Annotated in this window: 9 protein-coding genes; 7 read left to right on the top strand and 2 right to left on the bottom strand. The window is 53.3% G+C overall.

Annotated features, from left to right (window positions below; genetic code table 11):
• Positions 1-270: 270 nt before the first annotated feature.
• The gene (locus QYL91_RS08060) at positions 271-912 is read right to left on the bottom strand and encodes a hypothetical protein (protein ID WP_302079988.1); all 642 of its coding nucleotides are present in this window, start codon (positions 910-912) and stop codon (positions 271-273) included.
• Between the two features lie 120 nt (positions 913-1,032).
• Here QYL91_RS08060 and QYL91_RS08055 point away from each other — a divergent pair, with 120 nt between their 5' ends.
• The 6 genes from QYL91_RS08055 to QYL91_RS08030 all read left to right on the top strand — a co-directional run bounded on the left by QYL91_RS08055 (position 1,033) and on the right by QYL91_RS08030 (position 13,987).
• The gene (locus QYL91_RS08055; protein WP_302079987.1) at positions 1,033-5,751 is read left to right on the top strand and encodes a DEAD/DEAH box helicase; all 4,719 of its coding nucleotides are present in this window, start codon (positions 1,033-1,035) and stop codon (positions 5,749-5,751) included.
• Between the two features lie 84 nt (positions 5,752-5,835).
• The gene (locus tag QYL91_RS08050) at positions 5,836-6,747 is read left to right on the top strand and encodes a hypothetical protein (RefSeq protein ID WP_302079986.1); all 912 of its coding nucleotides are present in this window, start codon (positions 5,836-5,838) and stop codon (positions 6,745-6,747) included.
• A gap of 3 nt (positions 6,748-6,750) precedes the next feature.
• The gene (locus QYL91_RS08045; RefSeq protein WP_302079985.1) at positions 6,751-7,611 is read left to right on the top strand and encodes a hypothetical protein; all 861 of its coding nucleotides are present in this window, start codon (positions 6,751-6,753) and stop codon (positions 7,609-7,611) included.
• Positions 7,608-10,517 (top strand): nucleoside/nucleotide kinase family protein, encoded by a 2,910-nt coding sequence (locus tag QYL91_RS08040; RefSeq protein ID WP_302079984.1) that lies wholly within the window; start codon positions 7,608-7,610, stop codon positions 10,515-10,517. The genes QYL91_RS08045 and QYL91_RS08040 overlap by 4 nt, the downstream gene beginning before the upstream one ends.
• 82 nt (positions 10,518-10,599) lie before the next feature.
• Complete coding sequence (locus tag QYL91_RS08035; RefSeq protein ID WP_302079983.1) at positions 10,600-11,178, top strand: hypothetical protein; 579 nt, start codon at positions 10,600-10,602, stop codon at positions 11,176-11,178.
• Positions 11,179-11,305: 127 nt separating this feature from the next.
• A complete protein-coding gene (locus tag QYL91_RS08030; RefSeq protein ID WP_302079982.1) occupies positions 11,306-13,987 on the top strand; it encodes a DUF262 domain-containing protein in 2,682 nt (893 codons plus the stop codon).
• 8 nt (positions 13,988-13,995) lie between these two features.
• Here QYL91_RS08030 and QYL91_RS08025 read toward each other — a convergent pair whose 3' ends face one another.
• On the bottom strand, positions 13,996-15,270 hold the full coding sequence (locus QYL91_RS08025; protein WP_302079981.1) for an MFS transporter: 1,275 nt from the start codon (positions 15,268-15,270) through the stop codon (positions 13,996-13,998).
• Positions 15,271-15,349: 79 nt separating this feature from the next.
• Between QYL91_RS08025 and QYL91_RS08020 the strand changes: the two genes are divergently transcribed.
• Positions 15,350-18,499, top strand: a complete 3,150-nt coding sequence (locus tag QYL91_RS08020; RefSeq protein WP_302079980.1) for a UrvD/REP family ATP-dependent DNA helicase — start codon at positions 15,350-15,352, stop codon at positions 18,497-18,499.
• Positions 18,500-18,505 lie beyond the last annotated feature (6 nt).

The raw sequence follows: 18,505 nt of genomic DNA, 5'->3' as shown, positions 1-18,505 counted from the left end.
TAATGTTCTATCGAAATTGGGGCGTTGTAACAGAAATACGCCGGGACTTTGGCCCAGTTTATGCTGAGAACGGAAATACTGCGTTGACCAAACCGTGGTCAGTACCCACCCCACTGTTTCCTGAGAATGCATTAGATCCTTTTCACCCCCCATCGTTTCCTGAGAGTCTGAAGTAGATTCGTTGTCTCCAGAGAGTCGAAGTAAGCTCATCACACCGCCGTTTCCTGAGAGAGACCCCACTCACCCCGATACTTCCTGAGAACCGTTGACCTATTCGAGTGTTTCGCCAAGGTGTTGCCGTCGAAGCTTCCTCTGAATCTCCTCTTTGGCCTTATCCGGATCGAAGGTGGATTCAGATTCTTCCGGAGTTGACTGTTCCTCGAGATACTTCGAGATGATTTCCGCTTCCTCTTCCCAGTCAGACTGACTCTTGATACCGTACTTCTGCCGGCGACGCCATTCCCCCTCGCTCGCCTGCCAGACGTACACGACGACCTCTCGGGTAGTCCAGTCCCCTTTGCCGTCGATCCGCACAACAGCCTTCCACCAGTCCTCCGTCTTGAAAACCGTGGCGGCGTCTCCTACTGTCAGGTAGTCGCTGACCGGAAGCGATGACTCGTCAAAGTCGTAGCTAGCTGGATCGCCACTGTCCGTGGACAGAAATTCTTCGATATACTCCCGGTCGGTAATCCACGTGTCCCGGGATCGGACGAGGTATTTTTGCTTTCGTTTCCACTCACCGTCATCGTTGTGCCAGAGGTATACAGCACGATTGACGGAGTCGCTATCTTGTCTATCTTCATATTGGTAGGAGACGAGCGCCTTCCACCAGTCGTCGGTTCTGTAGATGGTTTCGCCATCTACCACTCGGAGAGCATCAGAAACAGGATACCTTCCAGTATCGCTGACCATGTGTGAAACCGATGTACAAGGCGGGTATAAACCTGCCCAAAAAAATACATCCGAGCCGAGAATTTACACCTCCATTAAGTATTAGTCCTCTCGAAGAGCATCCCGAAAGGAGTTTACTGCATGGATTCTCCACGTGATGCCCTCCACGGGGCGGTAGATCGAGCCTCTGAAATCATTTGGTGGAATCGGTCTCTAACCAAACTGAATCAGCAGAATGGGATCCAAAACGCCGAGTCCTTCGTTAACGAGAACCTCGTCGAATCGAAGGGCCCCTACGTCGAGTACGTTCGGACGCCGAAACCACACAGCGACTCTATAACCGACTTTCTCGACGACTACGGATACTACGATTTGGTAAGGGAATCAGCCGTCGATGTGCTGTTCGACGGTGACGGATCCCTTCCGCTCTACCACCATCAAGCCGAAACGATTGATGCGATCGAACGCGATACGAAAGATAACATACTCGCTGTTCCGACTGCGACCGGGAAAACTGAGGCATTCTTCTTACCGATTCTTAATCACTGTCTCCAGACGGACGAGGCAGGACTGAAATCAATCATCATCTATCCTATGAAGACTCTAGAGGTGGACCAACTGAACCGGTTCATTCGATACCTCGATCGGGTCAACCGCGATTTGTCCGGCGAGAAAATCAAAATCGGCATATGGGACGGGGACACCGAGGACTCAGTTGGAACAGAGGACTTCCAGATCGGCTCGGGTTCCTTCGTTCGCGGGTTGGAGTGTCCGCGGACGGGAGAGAAGCTCAGAATTAAATCGGACTTCAACGTGGGGACGGACGAACACGACTACCCCTGGATTCGTGCCACACGGAAAGGCATCAGAAGCGGTGTCGATATTCTCCTAACAAACCCCGAAGCACTCGATCACATCTTCGTGAATGACAAGGCCGAAACTCGCGGTGTCATCGGAAACGAACCGGGACAACATCCCGTGGAGCACATCGTTTACGACGAGGCGCACGTTTGGTCGGGAATCTCCGGGGCTTCGATATCCTTGCTCTCCCGCCGTCTGAAGTCCTTCTTCAAGGAGCGCGACCCTCAGATCACCATGGTCTCCGCCACGGTTGATAATCCGAGCGAGCTCGCTGCGTCTCTCACTGGCAGTGAGGAGTCAGAAGTAAACGAAGTGACCTTCACCCAAGAACCGGTCCCGATGACGGGAGATGCCGATTTCAGTCGGATTTCACCGTGTTCCTTGGAAGAACTCGCTCGCGTCCTGATTCGGATAAACGACGCCAGCTGGACTCGGTCCGATTTGATCGAGGCGTATCCCGAACTGACTAACGCCGTTTCGACGCTTCAGGAGATCGGAGTCGTAGTCTCGAACGGGGAGTTACGTATCGACTCGGAAGTAGCCCGGTGGCTGCTCCCGCCAATTGAATCGACCCTAGAGGCTCTCCTCCGAACGAGCGAGTACGATAATATAGACGATATCGTGGAGTCGGACGCGGGAATCGAACAGGTCGTAGACCGCATTCTGGACTCGGAGAACATCGGGAACAACTGGAAGAAATACGCTATCGAAAACGTCCCCGAAGTAGGAGCGCTCGCCCATCTATTCGAGGAGGGGACCGGAGCGATCGGGTTCCGTCATTACGATGAACTTCTCCAGGAAGTGGACGGACCAGCAGTTGACGACCCGGAGGGAGTGCTTGAGACGGTGATGTTATTCGGTCGGATCGGCCGGATTTTGACGGATAAATACCACATGTTTCTGAAACCCCCGTCGAAAGCTTTCTGGTGTGAGGGGTGTAAGCTCGTCTCTCGGCACAACCTCTGCCCGTCTTGTAAGTCGGAAATCCCAGAGCTCCAGTTCTGTCGGAAGTGCCACCATCCGTTCGTGGCAGAAGACCGCGGTGAGACAGAGACATTCGTTCCGCTTAACGCCCCGCAAACCGGTGTGTGCCCGGGGTGCGGGGAAACGCCGTCGCTTCAGGACATCAACGTCCCCACTTCGACGTTGCTGACCTTCATGCTCACGGAACTCTGCCGTCTCACGCCATCGAAGAAAACCCTCGTCTTCAACGATTCGAGAAGTTCGGCCGAGACCGTCGGAGGGGACATCATCAACACCGAATACGGCCTGATCGCAGAATCGCTGTACGTGAAGGAGTTACTCGAGTCGGGCGGAACGAAAGACGCGTCCGAAGTCTATTTCTCGGTCAGTGACACCCTCAAAGAAGAGTACTGGCGACCCCTAAAGGAGAACGCGATCGACGAGGAGGGAGCTACCTATGAACTCTTAGAGGATCTGCGTAGCAGAATCCAGGCCCACGCCTCTCTCCAGAACTGTAGGCATCTTACACCGGCAGCGCTGATCACGTCTGACTACATCTACGAGCTCGCTGATCCGGTGGCCCTCGCCATCGGTCACGAGGTGTTCGACATCTTCGCTCGGGAACCAAACGTCTCCTTCCAACGAAACCGAATCTCCGTAGACGGACTGACCTACGAGCGACTCCGGAACAAGCTCTCAAATCGACTGACGTTAGAGGAGGGGGTTATCGATCAGCATCTACCCCGCGTCCTCTCACTGCTGACCAAAGAGGGATTCGTTCACCAACCACCCTGGGACGAACTCGAGCAGAAGGTGAACGACAGTGGCGAGTCCGCCTCCCGGATCGATGACACCCTCACGTACCTCGAAGAGGAGCGTGATCGGGTCCGCTCGGCCACTCTCTTCGAAGAACCCGTGAAGAGCGGGGTGTTCACGCGAGATGTCCAGGAAGACGAGTCGAGACTCCGGCTGGTAGACCGAGTCTCGTACTGTGCCAATTGCTACAGCGCATATCCCGCTCCCGAAGAGGGCTCCGTTGGTTCCTGTCTGAGCTGCGACCGCGCTTTGGAGACCTACGAGAGGTTCGATGTCGATGAGGGAGAGTACACGGGCGACGGCATCGCAGATATCGATAGCGAGTGGAACTGGGCGCTCGATCACTGGGGGAGCGACATCGCTGCCCCCGCGGCGAACGACGAACTCGACTTCATCTCCGTAGGGATTCACAAGGGTGACGTCCCGCCGTCCCTCCGGGGCGCGATCGAGGAGGCGTTCAGGAAAAACGAACCCGACGTCAATATCGTGAGCGCGACGCCGACGATGGAACTCGGGGTAGACATCGGGACGCTCGACAACGTCACGCAGGTCGGGATACCGCCGACACTCACTAACTACGTTCAGCGGAGCGGTCGGACAGGACGCTCCCAAGGCAGCTCGTCGCTGGTCTCCACAGTCATCAGGGGAGACCACCCGGTTGACAACCACTACTACGCGAACCTCGACGCGTTCTTCTCCGGCTTCGAACCCGTTCGGGTCCCCGACGCTACGGAATACGACGAGGTCATGGCGAGCCACGTGTTCACTGAAACGTTAGCGCACCTGCTGCGAAATCCGGATCCGCGACAGGTGATGGACCGCATCTACTCGTTAAACGAGTCCTCGTTGGACCTGACTAGTTACCAGCAGGAGGTTCGGAAGCGCCTCAACATCCTGCGGAAGTTCGTCGGTGAGGACTCCCAGTACGCGGACCTCAAACAGCACTTGGAGTCTGTCTTCCCGGAACGGGGCGGCGAAGTGCTCGACCGGATCTTCTTCCAAGAAGGGTCGGTGAGTCTCCAGAACCGAAGCGAGCGGACCTTCGAAACGCTCACTAACGTGAGCGGGACCACGAAGGCCGTTACTTCCCTGACGGAACGATACCGCCGCTTAGACCAGTGGTCGAACCTGATGGGCTACCTCGCAAACTACCGCGGATTCGGCACGCAGTTCCCGATAAGGGTTCACGACGGCCGAGAGGACGAGATCCGCTTCGAGACCTCGGGCAGGTTATTCGAGGTCTTCCCCGGACCCGAAAACGAGCCGGGAGCCGTGTTCCGACTACAGGGATCGAAATACATCGTGACCGATGTCCACGGTAGTCCCGATGCCATAGCGGAAACCGGCGTGTGTCAGAACGCCGAATGCGAGCGGCCGTTCGAAAGTCACGAACTCGACCGCGAAACGTGCCCGCACTGTGGTGAACCCCTGACTGAGACAGCAATCCACCCGGTCGGGTCCGTCACATGCGAACCCGCTCGCGGGGGTCGAAGCGGATACTCGACGAGGCCAATCCCGACCGTCCACATTGACCAGACCTCCACTGACGAATCCTACTTTACGGATCTATTCGGCATCGATTGTGAGATGTCAGTAGGTGATTTCGACGTGGTGGATTTCATCTACGCCTTCGAACGCTTCCACTCACGCCGTAGCGACAAGGAGACGCTCCTCTCCGAAGCGGTCATCGACGCCGGGGGGGAGTCCGATCCGGACGACCTCGACTCGTCACTCGACGAGCTCCTGGGAGAGGTAGACGAGACGACCTATCGGCCAATCGGTCAACAGTACCACACACGGGGGCTCCGCTTCCAGTTAGATCGTGAAACCTTCGAGGCCCGGCTCAACGGACACGTCCGAGGCGACGAGATCACCCGCCCGCAAGCGCTGGTGAGCCTCCAGCAAGCGTTCGAAAAATCGATCGCAATCATTGCCGAATGTGATCGGGACGACTTCAGAGTCAAGGTCACAGATACCGGGGAGGACATCGATATCTTCGTCGTCGATAGCCGTGAGGGTGGAAACGGAGTTACCTGGCAGGTCTACAAGTCCATCCAAGAGGGAGATGTCCTCGAACGGCGGATACGTGAGATAGCCGGCTGCGAAAACTGCTCCGGATACTGCGACGAGTGTCTGCTCATCGCGCGTACACCAGCCTTCTACCTCGAGAAAGACCTCCTGAATAAATTCGCTCTTCGAGCGGTCATTGGAATAGATTAGAGGGTAGAGGTTTTCGAAATCCCAAGCGGCGGGGTGATCGCATACCTGCTGATTTATGTGCCCCGCTGAACTGGGAGACTCTAGATGCGTTGGTCTAAGTACGACCAATCACTGCGCAACGCAGAGGTCGTTTTTATTTACGACACGCAGAAAAACGGGAACGTCGAGGGTGTTCTCCGCGGTCTTCCAACTCTCCTCTACAGCCGGTTCTGCGATGTGACGAGTCCGAAATCGTGGCTTCAGATCGGAGGTTCAGATCAACACAGGCTATACGAATACAGTTGGCACCGACTCCAGGACATCGAGGAGATCGACTTCGACCTCGCAGCCCTCACGACGCAGTACTACGAGAGCAACCTCGCCGTGTTCAGTCTTCGGACCCTGATCAACCGATACTCGAACACGGCTCAGAGAATCTTCGTCGTTGCAGATCAGAAGTCGTTCGAGTTGGCGGGGACGGTACGGCCTTTCAGGGAAGATTCCGTGGTCGATAGAACGTTCGCGTACGAGGACATCTACACTGCCTTCGCGGAACGATACGACGAACACGACGTTTCACTTCCGCTTCAGGATACGAAGAACCTCTTTCTCCAAGACAATGCGAACATGTACGAGATTGCGACCGGTGAGACTCTCCAGACGACCAAGCAGTTGATGGAGGTGCTTCCCGAGGCTCCGTATCTCCCAGTGGTCAAGGGACTCTCGTCGATCTTCGCCTCTCAAACCGGAATCGGAAGTGAACCGCTGGGATCTGTCGAGGAACAGGAAGAGTTCGGGAAGTGGCTTCGGCGGCGGATCGAACTGGACTACAACGAGGCCCTGTCGATGGCAAGGATGATTAACGAGTATGCCAGTGACAACGAGAGGATATTTGACCCCGGCGGACGACGGAGGATGCCAGAGATGAACAACGCACGGACAGCGCGACAGGAGATAGATCCTGAGGACAATCCGATCCACGAGCGGTATCACGCGTGGTTCTCCGAGGCCGTATAAACGATGAGTACTAGTGAGAGTTATATCCTCAACCGGGTGCAGAACCCTGAACTGTTAGAAATCGTGTATCGGTCGATCGGCAGCAGGAACCAATCGAAAGAAGAACTGGAGAACGAGACGGGGATGGAAACAGAGAGCGACGGGAGCGGAACATTGGACTTGGCCTTAGAGGGTCTGTTACTCTTCGGTCTCATCCGGCGATCAGACTACGAGTACGAGACAGAGCCGTTCGCGTTCGACACTGGGAACTGGGAGTTGGACTTCCAGATGACGATGTTACACAACGTTGCCCGTGAGGCGGAACCTGACGACTGGGGGAAACAGTCCGCCCTGGTCCTGACCTACGAATACCTGCTTTCTCGGACACAGTTCTTCCCCGGCACCAGTCAGGAACTGATCAATCGAATCGATCGCTGGCATCAGGAATTAGGTTACGAACCCCGGAACAACCGTGGTGAGCGCCAGAAACTCAACCCGGAGAAGTTCAATCACTGGCGGAACCAAGCGGAGTATCTAGGCCTGATTCACCCGACGAAGGGCCGATCAAGTACCTACACGGTGGCACCGGATCCAGACCTCATCGCCGCTTCAGTGGAGGCTGCCTGTGAACGCGAGGGTGACGGAGACGGGATCGAAACCGGAGCTTACGTCGAATGGCTCGAGGGGAACCTGCTCAGAGTCCCTCTAACGACGGAACGGGAGTTCACGAAACCAATGGCGCGCACGCTCTACCATCTCGCTAAGTCAGACCGCCTCGCGTTCGTCAAACACGGAGACCAGGAGCGAATTGGCCTGTGCGGCGTCCCGGTTTCGAAGAACGATCAGATCGCCAAAGACGCGAACTACCTCCGAGTGAAATCATGAGTTTGATTCAGCAACCGAGCGGAACCCTGTGCCCCCACTTCGAGGAAGTTGACGAGAAACTCCTCAGCGCCCTCTTTAGCAAGGTGGCAAAAGTCCGCTCTCAGAATAAAGAACTGTTCGAGTTCACGCATCGACGAATCACCGTCTTCGATGCTCTCGCAGACGAGGAAGTTCGAGTATCTGAGAAGGAGATATACAAGGAGTTCAAGAAACACCATCAGGGGAACTTCGTCACGGTGATCGAGGGGAACGTCGGTACCGGTAAATCGGAACTTTGCGCGTATCTCTCTCATCAGCTCCGAGAAGACGGCCGTCCCGTTCTACACATCGACAAGAACGCCGATCTCCTCAGTATCATGGCGGAGGAGATCCCGGAGTTCTACCGAGAACACATCGGAGGCGAACTCCCGGGCGCGAGCAACGTACAACGGCTGCGTCGGCACGTCAAGACGAACAGGGGAACTGTCGCCAGGCTCGTCGTTTCCAAGGCAAAGCTGAACATCTCCGATCTCGATGATACGACCGTCGATTTCACCGACGAGCAGGAGTCGAAGTTAGAAGGGTTCGTCAAGGACAAACTAACCTCTATCAGCGAGCGAGGGGAGCTCGCCACGAAAGTGAGCTTCGTCGAACCGGGGGAAGTCGAGACGTTCGACTATCTGAACGTGTTTGATACTAAATCAGCAAAAGGAGCCGCCGAGGCATGGAACGACGCCATTTGGGAAGCGGTCCGAGACGAATACGACTCTCCCTCGATGGACCAACTCCTGGAACGAGTCGGACAGGCTTTCGGCGAAGACCGCCCAGTGCTCGTTTTCGAGGACTTCTCGATATCCGCGCTCGATGCGGAGAAGCTCGGGAACTACATGGAAGACGACAGTCCGGAGAACAACTGGGACTTCATCGTCGCCGGGACTCAAGACTCGACGGAAGTTCTACGGACTGAAACCGGCTTAGAACGTCACGACTTCTACCGGACCAACCGCCCCGATTCCAGCAGCGTGCTCTTCCTCGACGACGATACTTGCGTCGATTTCATTCGACCGTACCTCGGCTACATCAAGTACCTGGATCGGAGCGTCTCGTACGAGCGAGGCGAAGACAACGAAGTCACGGACATTCTCCCGCCCGAGGGGGACAGTCGCTGCGCGCGATGCGGTTTCTGCGACGAGCAGTTCCGTGACCTGTTCCCTCTGAGCGAGACCTTCCTCCAGCGCGTCTATGAGGGTCTTGACGAGGAGGATCAGCGACCCCGTCAGTACGTTCGGAAGGTTTTCGACATCCTCCAGGACTACTACAACGAAATCGTCGATTCGCCAGCCAGTTCCGATGAATTAGACGGGTTGAACAATCCTCGAACTCCACACGACGCCGTCTGGGAGAACGAAGCAGTGCGTCGGATGGCGAAGTGGTATGGAGAGGAACGAGAGGGGGGTTGGTTCCAAGTTGACTATCGGTTCGTCCGTGCGTTCGGCCTCACGGACATCGATACTGACGAATTACAGATCGAGCGACAGTCCGTCGCCGGAAACGGGGCGGTTGATACCGACGTGCAGTTCTGGAAAATACCGGGCACAGATGCGTCGGTAAGCGGTGGAGGTGCGAATGGACCAGGGGGTGACGGAGGGACTACCGAACCCCGCCGCTCGAAAGAGGAGAAGAAAATCGACGAGCTGAAGGGACAGTTGGATACTTGGCGGAACGATCCGGACTCCAGCGCTGCTGCTGACATAGACGTCTATCTGAAAAAGGGCCTGAAGGACGCCCTCGACAACTTGACTGATGGTTTCGCCGTCCGGACGAATGGGTCTCTGGAATACTTCGTCGGAGGGAACGAGGAACCGTTCGTAATCGAGGGCCAAGGCGTCCGCGATGAGGATCAGATAGAAGTCTGTCCGGAGGACTTCACGCCGAGCGACCTGCTGGCCTTGCTGGAGTACGGCGTCTATCGAGAGATGAGTCCCAATGAGGCCGACGAGTCCCGCCTATTCGAAGAGACTGGAACCCAGTTGACCACGTACGCCCGGGAGTGGCAAGACCTCATTCACTCGACGTACCTGGAGTCCAGTACCAACTTCTTCGTTGTCGGAGCGACGAACAACTCGTTCGAGGACTTCGTTGTCGGGGTATACGGACTGGCCGTGCTCCTCGACGACCCGTGGAAGGAGGTTTCCGCCGAGCGAATCGCCGACGCCTATTTACAGGACGACCTGGAACTCGATACACTACTGAAACGGGCCCTCGGCGACCGCCTTGTGCAGGACCAGATTGGGGATATCCAGTCGTTTGTCGAGAATTCGAAGGAGATCGAGTCCCTCGTCGAAGACTACTTCGCGGCGAGTGAGAACGTACTTGATCTCCCACGTATCCGAGAACACCTCGATAAGACGTCGCCGCTCAAGATCATAGACAGCCTGAAGAAAGGAGGCCTGAAGGACCTCCCAGCAGACCTCCGGTTCGATTCCAGCACGTCCCTACGAGACCTGGCCATCGCCGCCTACGATGCAGGCTCAGCGCTGGAGGACCTCTCCGGTGACGAAGACGCCGCGAAAGCGACCGGATTCATGAGTCACCAACTCGCCGGTATTGACGTCGAACAGACCAAATCGTATATCGAAAAGATCCGGACGTACGATGACGTGAACCCGGATACCAAGGAAGCGCTCGGACAGTTCACCGACTATTCCGAAGACGAGATCGACGAAGTTCACCACGCGTGCGAACTCCACGACAAACTGGCTGGTCAACGGGGGACCCATCAAAAACTCCACGCAACACTCGCTGGACTGAGAGTATGGGAGCACGATCTTACCGGGATTCTCGCAGACATCGAGTTCGCCGGCGGCGACAGTTCCAGTGATACTTCGCGGTTCGATAAACTCAGTGAAAAATATGTCAACAAGTAATTTCCAGTCGGAGTTGGAGAGCTATTACGAAACTCAACGCCGTAGCCACCTCACCGCGAAACTCCAGACCGCGACGGAGCTCATGGAGGAGACGCTCCTCCTCTGCGAGGTCTATGACGTCCTTTTCGAAGATGAACTCTCCCCCGATGAAAACGTTCGTGGCTTAGTGGCGTCTCTCCGCGAGAACGCACAGAAGAAGGAATTCGACGCTCTGGAGGAGGAGCTTCCGGGAGCGATAGATGCCTTAGAATCAGAGAGAGACGATATCAAATCAGAATTACAGCACGAACTCCACGACATCGAGGAACGAATCGGCGGCTTCGAAGCCCTGAATCGGCGTATCGGGAAAATCGACCCAGACCGTATTGACTCACTCAAAGAGACCGTCTCGAAACTCGATCAAGTTACCATAGAACCAGATACCGAGTTCGAACAGAGGGCGCAGGAAATCCGCTCTATAACACAGGAGTTTGAGAACGAACTCAGAGATGTCGAAAGCTCTCTCTTCGAAGACTTCCGAGGGAGTGATATCGAGGGATTAATCAGGTCTCTCCTTAGAGGTGAAGAACTACGATTATCAGAACGCTCGGCTGAGGACTTGATGTCGCTGAAGGACTCGGAACTGGAACCCTATGTCACGCTCTCGTTAGAAGGACAATAGTGAGCTAAAAATCTCATCCACCGAAGAGTGAAACCAGTAGACTACCTACTATGCTGACTTATAATTAGGTGGGAGTTCCGGTGATGCCACCACTAGTGTTTTTACGATAGCCAATCAGGTTGCGATAATGAGCTCAGATCCGGTGCTGTCTCAGCGGCTTGTCCGATTTGGCGAGGATACACGAGATGATGAACTACTCCATCGACAAATAATCAGGTCACGGGCGAAAAATAACATCACAATTGATCAGCGGCCAATAGGAGCTGTGTTTGATGAGGTATTTCGGATACCCGACTACCAGCGAGGGTACCAGTGGGAGGAAGAGCAGTGGGAAAAATTGTGGGAGCAGATTGAGGCCTTCGTCAATATTGACGTAGATGATCCAAGCAGGATCACTGACGTCTTTTTTGGGTCTATGTTCTTTTCAGAACGAAACAGCGATGATGTAGGCCTTGGTGAAAGGATTGACGGGGACGTCCTCGACGTGATCGACGGTCAACAGCGGGTCACGACGATTTCTATTTTGTTCAAAATCCTCGCTGATGAACTGTCTGATTGCTTGGCCAATTCGGAACCGGATTTCATACGTCAATATTCTGAACACGTAGGAATCCTCAACAACCAGATCTATAGAAATGGTAATCCAGCAGATGGGCCGGCATTAATACGCGAAGAAGGGGGTGCCGGAGGGTTGGAAAGCCAACAAGCCCAGGACGACACACCCACCCTTTTTGAAGCGTTAATGGGTAGTGAAGAAATCAAACTGGAACACCTCCTGAGCCGGGACGAAAAAAACAATAACAGAAAATATGGGATAATTCGTATCGAAGACTACCTAGAAAATCTCCAGATCGACCCCGAAAAGTATCTTGAAGAGTTAGTGGCCGTTTCTGACCCACACGACCATCCGAATATTCCGGCTAGTAAGGCCAGAGTCATTGACGATGCTCAGGGTGTATCGGATCTAACTGACGAGGACCGAGAGTACTTTATCGAACAAAATCGAGTCGAATTCAGTGAGGCTGAAGTGACTCTTACAGAGGCATATAACTTCTTTTACAAGCGAGTCCACGATGATCTATTCGACGATTATAGTACTGAAAGCAAATATAGATTAATTACGAATATTTATAACTATATATTAAACTGTTTTGAGATAGGATATTTCGAAGTCAGGGATAACGATCCACAACTATTGATGAAAATATTTGAGGTTCTTAATGATCAGGGGGTTGACCTGAAAAAGAAAGACCTGATTAGGACACGAATAGCCAATAAATTAAGAGGTGATGAGGAATATGAAGAATATAAAAACAAATGGGAATCTGTAGTCGAACTCTTTGGAGACGAGAGCGATATCATCATTTCGTTTTTAGAGACTTATTTTACTACCACAGAGGAATCTGTCCACGCGCGAGGCGATATCAGCGACCGGCTCCTAGAGGCATTTACTTTAGAGGACACGAATGGTGAGCAGATTGACTCAAGGATTGCCACTGTACAGAGTGCAAAAGACTTTCTGGAAGAACTAGAACAGTATGCAGAACTCTATCATCAGTTGAAGCATCCCCGCGACGAAGGATTTGAATTTGATGAGGACGCTCAAAATCTTGAAGACGAATGCAATCGCATTCTCTCCCGCCTCCGCGACCATGACACTGATATTTGGGAACCGCTTGTCCTCGGCTACTACTATCAGATCCATATCGGCAACCACAGCGATATAGAAGATCTTCATTCGTTGCTGCGAACAATTGAATCGTTTGTAATCCGCTTTGCCGTCGCTGGATCTGCAAGCGATAGAGATGCAACTTATGTAGATGGAGTGAAGGAATTCAGTGACAGTGATTCACTAGGTCAACATATTGAAGTTGCAATGATCAAACGAGCAGTCGAAAAGACCGAATCAAGTGATATCTTCGGTGACGATCTTATTGAGAACCTGATGCGAAATGACTGGGGATCCAAGCGTTGCAAGGCGCTACTTCGAAAAATAGTATCGGAAAATCTTGATACAGAGGCGAATGATCGGATGCTCAGTCGTGAGCTAGATCCCAGCAATGATAGTATCCACCTTGAACATATTTTTCCTCAGAGTCCCCTCCAAGAGGACAGCGACCGATATGGATGGATTAACTCATTCTTTATGCGAAATGCACCTGACGACGAAGACACAATAGTTGATGATGACTTCCTTGAGGTTATAGAAAACCATACTGAGGAAGAATTAGACGAGGAGCTTGAGAACGTTAGCGACATGTTCAACCAAGTGATCGGAAATCATCTTCTCCTCCTATCAGGAGTTAATATTCGCATTTCGAACGATCGGTACGGGGCGAAGTTAGCCGGCTATGCCTCCGCTGATGACTTTGAAGATTTGATTACCAGTGATCATATAATTGAAGTAGATCGTGAACCGGAAGACTGGGAGGATCTCGCTAACTATGGTAGGTACAGACGATATCTTAACGATCCAGACGTCAATGTCGAACAAGTGGACTTGCCCATATCAGACGAAACAGAACATGATAAAGAAACATGGTTACAAAATCGTCTCGAAGAACTTGAGGAGGTGGTTGAATCGTATGATGGCGCGTGGACCTTAGAACGGGTTGGTATAAATTCCAGCCACCTTCTTGATACAGTAGCCGATTCGATCCGATTAGGTAAATGGATCAATGAGGATGAGCTCAACGAGATCAATTATGAGATCGATGAGTTTGATGAGGTTGACATCGATCAGATTGTACGCGATGACCTAGAACGACGACAAAAGTACGTTGAAGGAAATCAACGACGGCATTTGTAAGGATATAGTCATAGTACAAAATAACTGACTGCGAACACCAATATCCCTAAGACCGTGACAAGGCCGGTACGAATCGATAACTCCACTTTCATCTCATGATCATAGACAGGAAGAATCCACCCAAATCCACCAAACGCGATCAACATTCCACCAGCAAGCATTGCAATAACGCGACCTGCTTGCTGAACGCCAAGATTTGAGACAGCCAGAATCTGCACCGATGTAATCGCGAAGGTAATAAGTGCCGCAAAGAACCCGATAAACCGGAGTGTGTTCTTTCGATATTCATTCACAGCGTTCGACAGATCCTCTTTTAGTTCTGTGAGATCGTCTCGAGCACCAGCAATGTCCTCTTTAAGTTGTACTGAATCATAGACGATATTAATGCTTCGTCGCAATTGCTGCTTCCGATCTTGTGTGAGTATCGGAACCTCTTCCTGTTGATCGTATCTCACAGCCTCTTCTAGATTCTCTCGTGCTTCTTCATGTTCGTTATTTATTAGGTTGAGCCGCAACTTCACCACATATGTACGAGCGTACTCACGTTCAAGCGCTTCTGCCTGATCAGCGGCTTGCGACGCTTCATCAATGATTGTCTCACTTTTCAGATCAGATTCAGTAAATGAGGGCTCGAACTCGGGATCTGACTCGAACGCTGTTGCGACCGACTCGGAGAAATTCAATTGGAGGAGATAGTGATTTGGTCCCTTCCTCTTAGACTCGTACGCAAGTTCGATGGCGGTAGTTATGTTGTCATATTCCGGATCGACATGATGCTTGTGAATAATATAAGATTCAAAGAACTTCATTAAGTAGCCATATCTATTGTCATTAAATAGGGCTTCATACTCTTCATATACACTTTGAGCCGATTCAGAGTTATCATTAGATATATGATAGAGCATGAGAGCAGCAAATGCTGAAAACGCTAAATGGTTATGAACATCTAACATTTGCTCGTACAGGTCAGGTGCGCTGTACGGTGAATTACTACGTGCTAATTTATCGGGAACCTCAGATCCATCGAAAAAGAGGTCTTCAAGTTGAAACTGGGAATCGACTTGTAGTAGCAGTTCCATATAATCAGCGTCAGAAAACGATAGATGATCTGAAGATGGTTCCGTCACGTCTGTTTCGCCCTCTGCCGAATCTTCCAATTCTCCTGTTACTTTAATGATATAGTCAAAGATAACCGGCGGTTGATCCAAATACTCACTCAGACTCTCATCTTTGTCGTTAATTCGCTCTGGGACGACACCGTACTCTTCTGGCAGGGTTGCCATTAAGTTGGGACTCTTGTGCCAGATATAATTTCTTTTCGACAAGCGGTCTTTTTCACGGTTGCGTCGAAACATAGCATCTATGTCTAGTCTGCCGATCTCAGAGAACGAGTTTCTCAACCGGTTGGAAGACGCTAATCGGCAGAGATTCGATGAACCCGACTGGTCGCTCAATCAAGCTCAGCGGCGAGCGATTCTCCATAGCGGTGGACCCCTTCATATAACGGCCGGCCCCGGGAGCGGTAAGACCGAAGTCCTCGTTTCGCGGACTCTGAAGCTAATCCTGGTGGACGGGGTCGAACCGGGGAGTATCTTCCTCACGACCTTTACCGAGAAGGCGGCTCAGAGTCTTGAAGAACGAATCGTGGACCGGTTGGATGCGATTGGGTACGGCGAAGCCGTTGACGCGAACAAGATTCGAATAGGGACGCTTCACTCCCTGTGTAACGATATTATGCAGGAGTACCGGTATCCGGATTACGGGAACGTCGAACTGCTGGACGAGGACGGACAGCAGCTGTTTATGTATGACAACTGTGAGTTTGTCGATTACCTCCGTGGTGCGGATATTGATTCCTCCGATTGGGAAACTATCCCAGAAGACCTGAACGATACGAGCGACGAATGGGAGTTCTTCGACGAGATATTCGGCTGGCAGGTCCACTCGGAATACGGTCCCAACAAGTGGCAGGCCACGCAGGGCGCCTCGAAGCTATTCAATCGGGTCTCCCAGTACCTTGCATCAACAGAGGAGCTGAAGTCACACGAAGAATGGCCTTGGCGCGTGTGTGCCGAGGGATTAGAGAAGTACCGTGAGACCCTACGCGAAGAGCGGCGGTGTGACTTCGCTCGGTTACTGGAGCGATTCATCGAATTCTTGCATCACAACTCCGGGGAACGGTTCGTTCACGGTGAGGAGGAGAGAGAACGTCCCCCTCTGGAGCACGTCCTCGTGGACGAATATCAGGACACGAACCCGCTCCAGCAGGAACTTTATTTCCGGTTGTTAGAGGAGTTAGACGCCCCCAACATCACAGTCGTAGGGGATGACGACCAGGCCCTGTATCGATTCCGAGGCGGAACAGTGGAATGTCTTATCCGCTTCCCGGAGCGGGTGCGTGATCGTTTCGACGTCCCCGTCCGGAGCATTCAACTCAAGACGAACTACCGCTCGACCCGCGATATCGTGTCGTGGTGTAACCGATACATCGGCGAATTCCCGGCGATGCAAAAGGAAGGCGCCCGCGCTCCGGGGAAAGAACCTATGACTGTCGGTAGAGACGGCACCGACGGTCGAGTCAGCGTCCGCGCGATTCTCGAAGGGAGAAGTGACGGTCCTCCGGCCGAAAAGGCGACAGAACTCGTTCAAGAACTCAACGACAGGGATTACATCGACGATTACAGCCAGGTGGCCTTCCTCTTCAAGAGCGCCAAGGAAAGCAGCCGATGGGCTGGTCCATTTGTCGAGGCTCTGCGCGATCGCGGAATACCCGTCCACAACCCTCGGAACAAAGCGTATCTCGATCAAGACGAGGTTCGGTTCGCTCTCGGAGCTATCATCCGCTGTATAGACCCTAAGCTCGACTGTCTCGAAAAGAGGGGAATCAAGGGAGGTGTCAGAGACCAGGTCGAGGAGTGGTTCGGAGAGTTCGACGAGTACGCGGACGAGTACGATGCGTCCCAACTCCGCCGGTTCGTCAGGGACGTCGAAGACGAAGTCGTGCAGTTGGACGAAGATGAGACGCTCGGGATGACTCTGCTCGACCTGCTGTATCGTGTTCTGTCGTTCGAACCGTTCGTCACGTGGATCGAGAGCACTGACGAGCCCGCCCGGGGGAAGCGATTGGGACGACTGACTAACCTCTTCGATTCGTTCGCAAGTGTGTCAGGTCGATCCACGCTGTCTCCGTCTTCGTGGGCCGATTCTGTATCGACGCGATTCCTCGGGAGTTTCTATTACTTGTTTTGCGGCTACCTCAATTCCACGGACTTCGACGAGCCCGAAGACCCGCACGATCAGATTCCGTCGGGGTTCGTCCAAGTTATGACAGTCCACCAGGCGAAGGGACTGGAGTTCCCGGTGGTCTTCACGAGCGACCTCGACAGTGAGCCCTGGACGTTCGGAGGAACGTACTGGATCGAAGAGCAACTCCGTGACTTCGCCAGCATCAATCCCGGGGGAACGGTCGATTCCAGATCGAGACGGGACGAAATCCGTCGGTTCTACGTCGCCTATTCGCGGGCAGAACAAGACCTCTTCCTACTCGACCAAGAGGACGCTCCGACCGAACTCTCCCTCGGATATCAGGACGGCGACCCTCTGTCTACGGACTGGTTCAGCGATGAACGACGGGTTCGGAATCCTGATGACTTCCTCCAGCAGGTCGAAGGAGGCGTGGGATCCCATGAAGCGGTGGAACTGAAGCGCCGTTACAGCATCACGGGCGACGTGCTTGCGTACCGACGCTGCAAGCGTCAGTACGGGTACTACACGGACATGGACTTCACGCCCAACCACGTGACGCAACTGTTCTTCGGGCGCGTTGTCCACGAGACTCTCGACCGGGCACATCGCCACTACGCCGGCGAATTGGAAGACGCGACTCGCGGACAAGTTCCCTCCGATGACGACGTAGAGGAATACTTTCGGGAGGTCGCAGAAGCGCTGAAAGCCCGGAACATCTATCCGATGAGCGAAGAGGCAGAAGAGACCGCCTTAGAATATATCCAACGCTTCAATCGACGTGAGGGGGAGCGACTGTATCCCCGCGTCGTGGATACCGAACACCGGTTGGAGAGCAGTCAGGAGGACTTCGTGCTTGAGGGAGTCGTTGACGTCTTAGTCAGCGATGAACACGGCCGAGAGATCTGGGACTACAAGGCAGGTCAACGCCCGGAGGGCGGCCGAGAGCTCGACGATTATCGGACGCAGTTACACACGTACGCTGAACTCTACAGGTACAACGAGGGGACGTACCCCGACCGCGGCGTCATCTACTTCCTCGGGGAAGACAACAAAGAAGACGCTCAATTCGAGGTCACGTTCGAGGACAGGGAAGTCGAGGATTCGTTAGAAGCGTTCGAGCGAACCGTACGAGATATAGAGCGAGATCGGGAAGCGAAAAACTGGTTCGATATCACGGAGAACGAAGCGCCATCAGAGGGGACTTGTACCGAGTGCGACGTTCGGTGGAGTTGCCCCGCACGCCCGGAATATTCCCTAAACGACTAACGCTGC

It is taken from the genome of Salinibaculum rarum, from assembly GCF_030505615.1.
GTDB classification, from domain to species: domain Archaea; phylum Halobacteriota; class Halobacteria; order Halobacteriales; family Haloarculaceae; genus Salinibaculum; species Salinibaculum rarum.
This window is presented reverse-complemented; position numbering and strand designations above follow the sequence as displayed.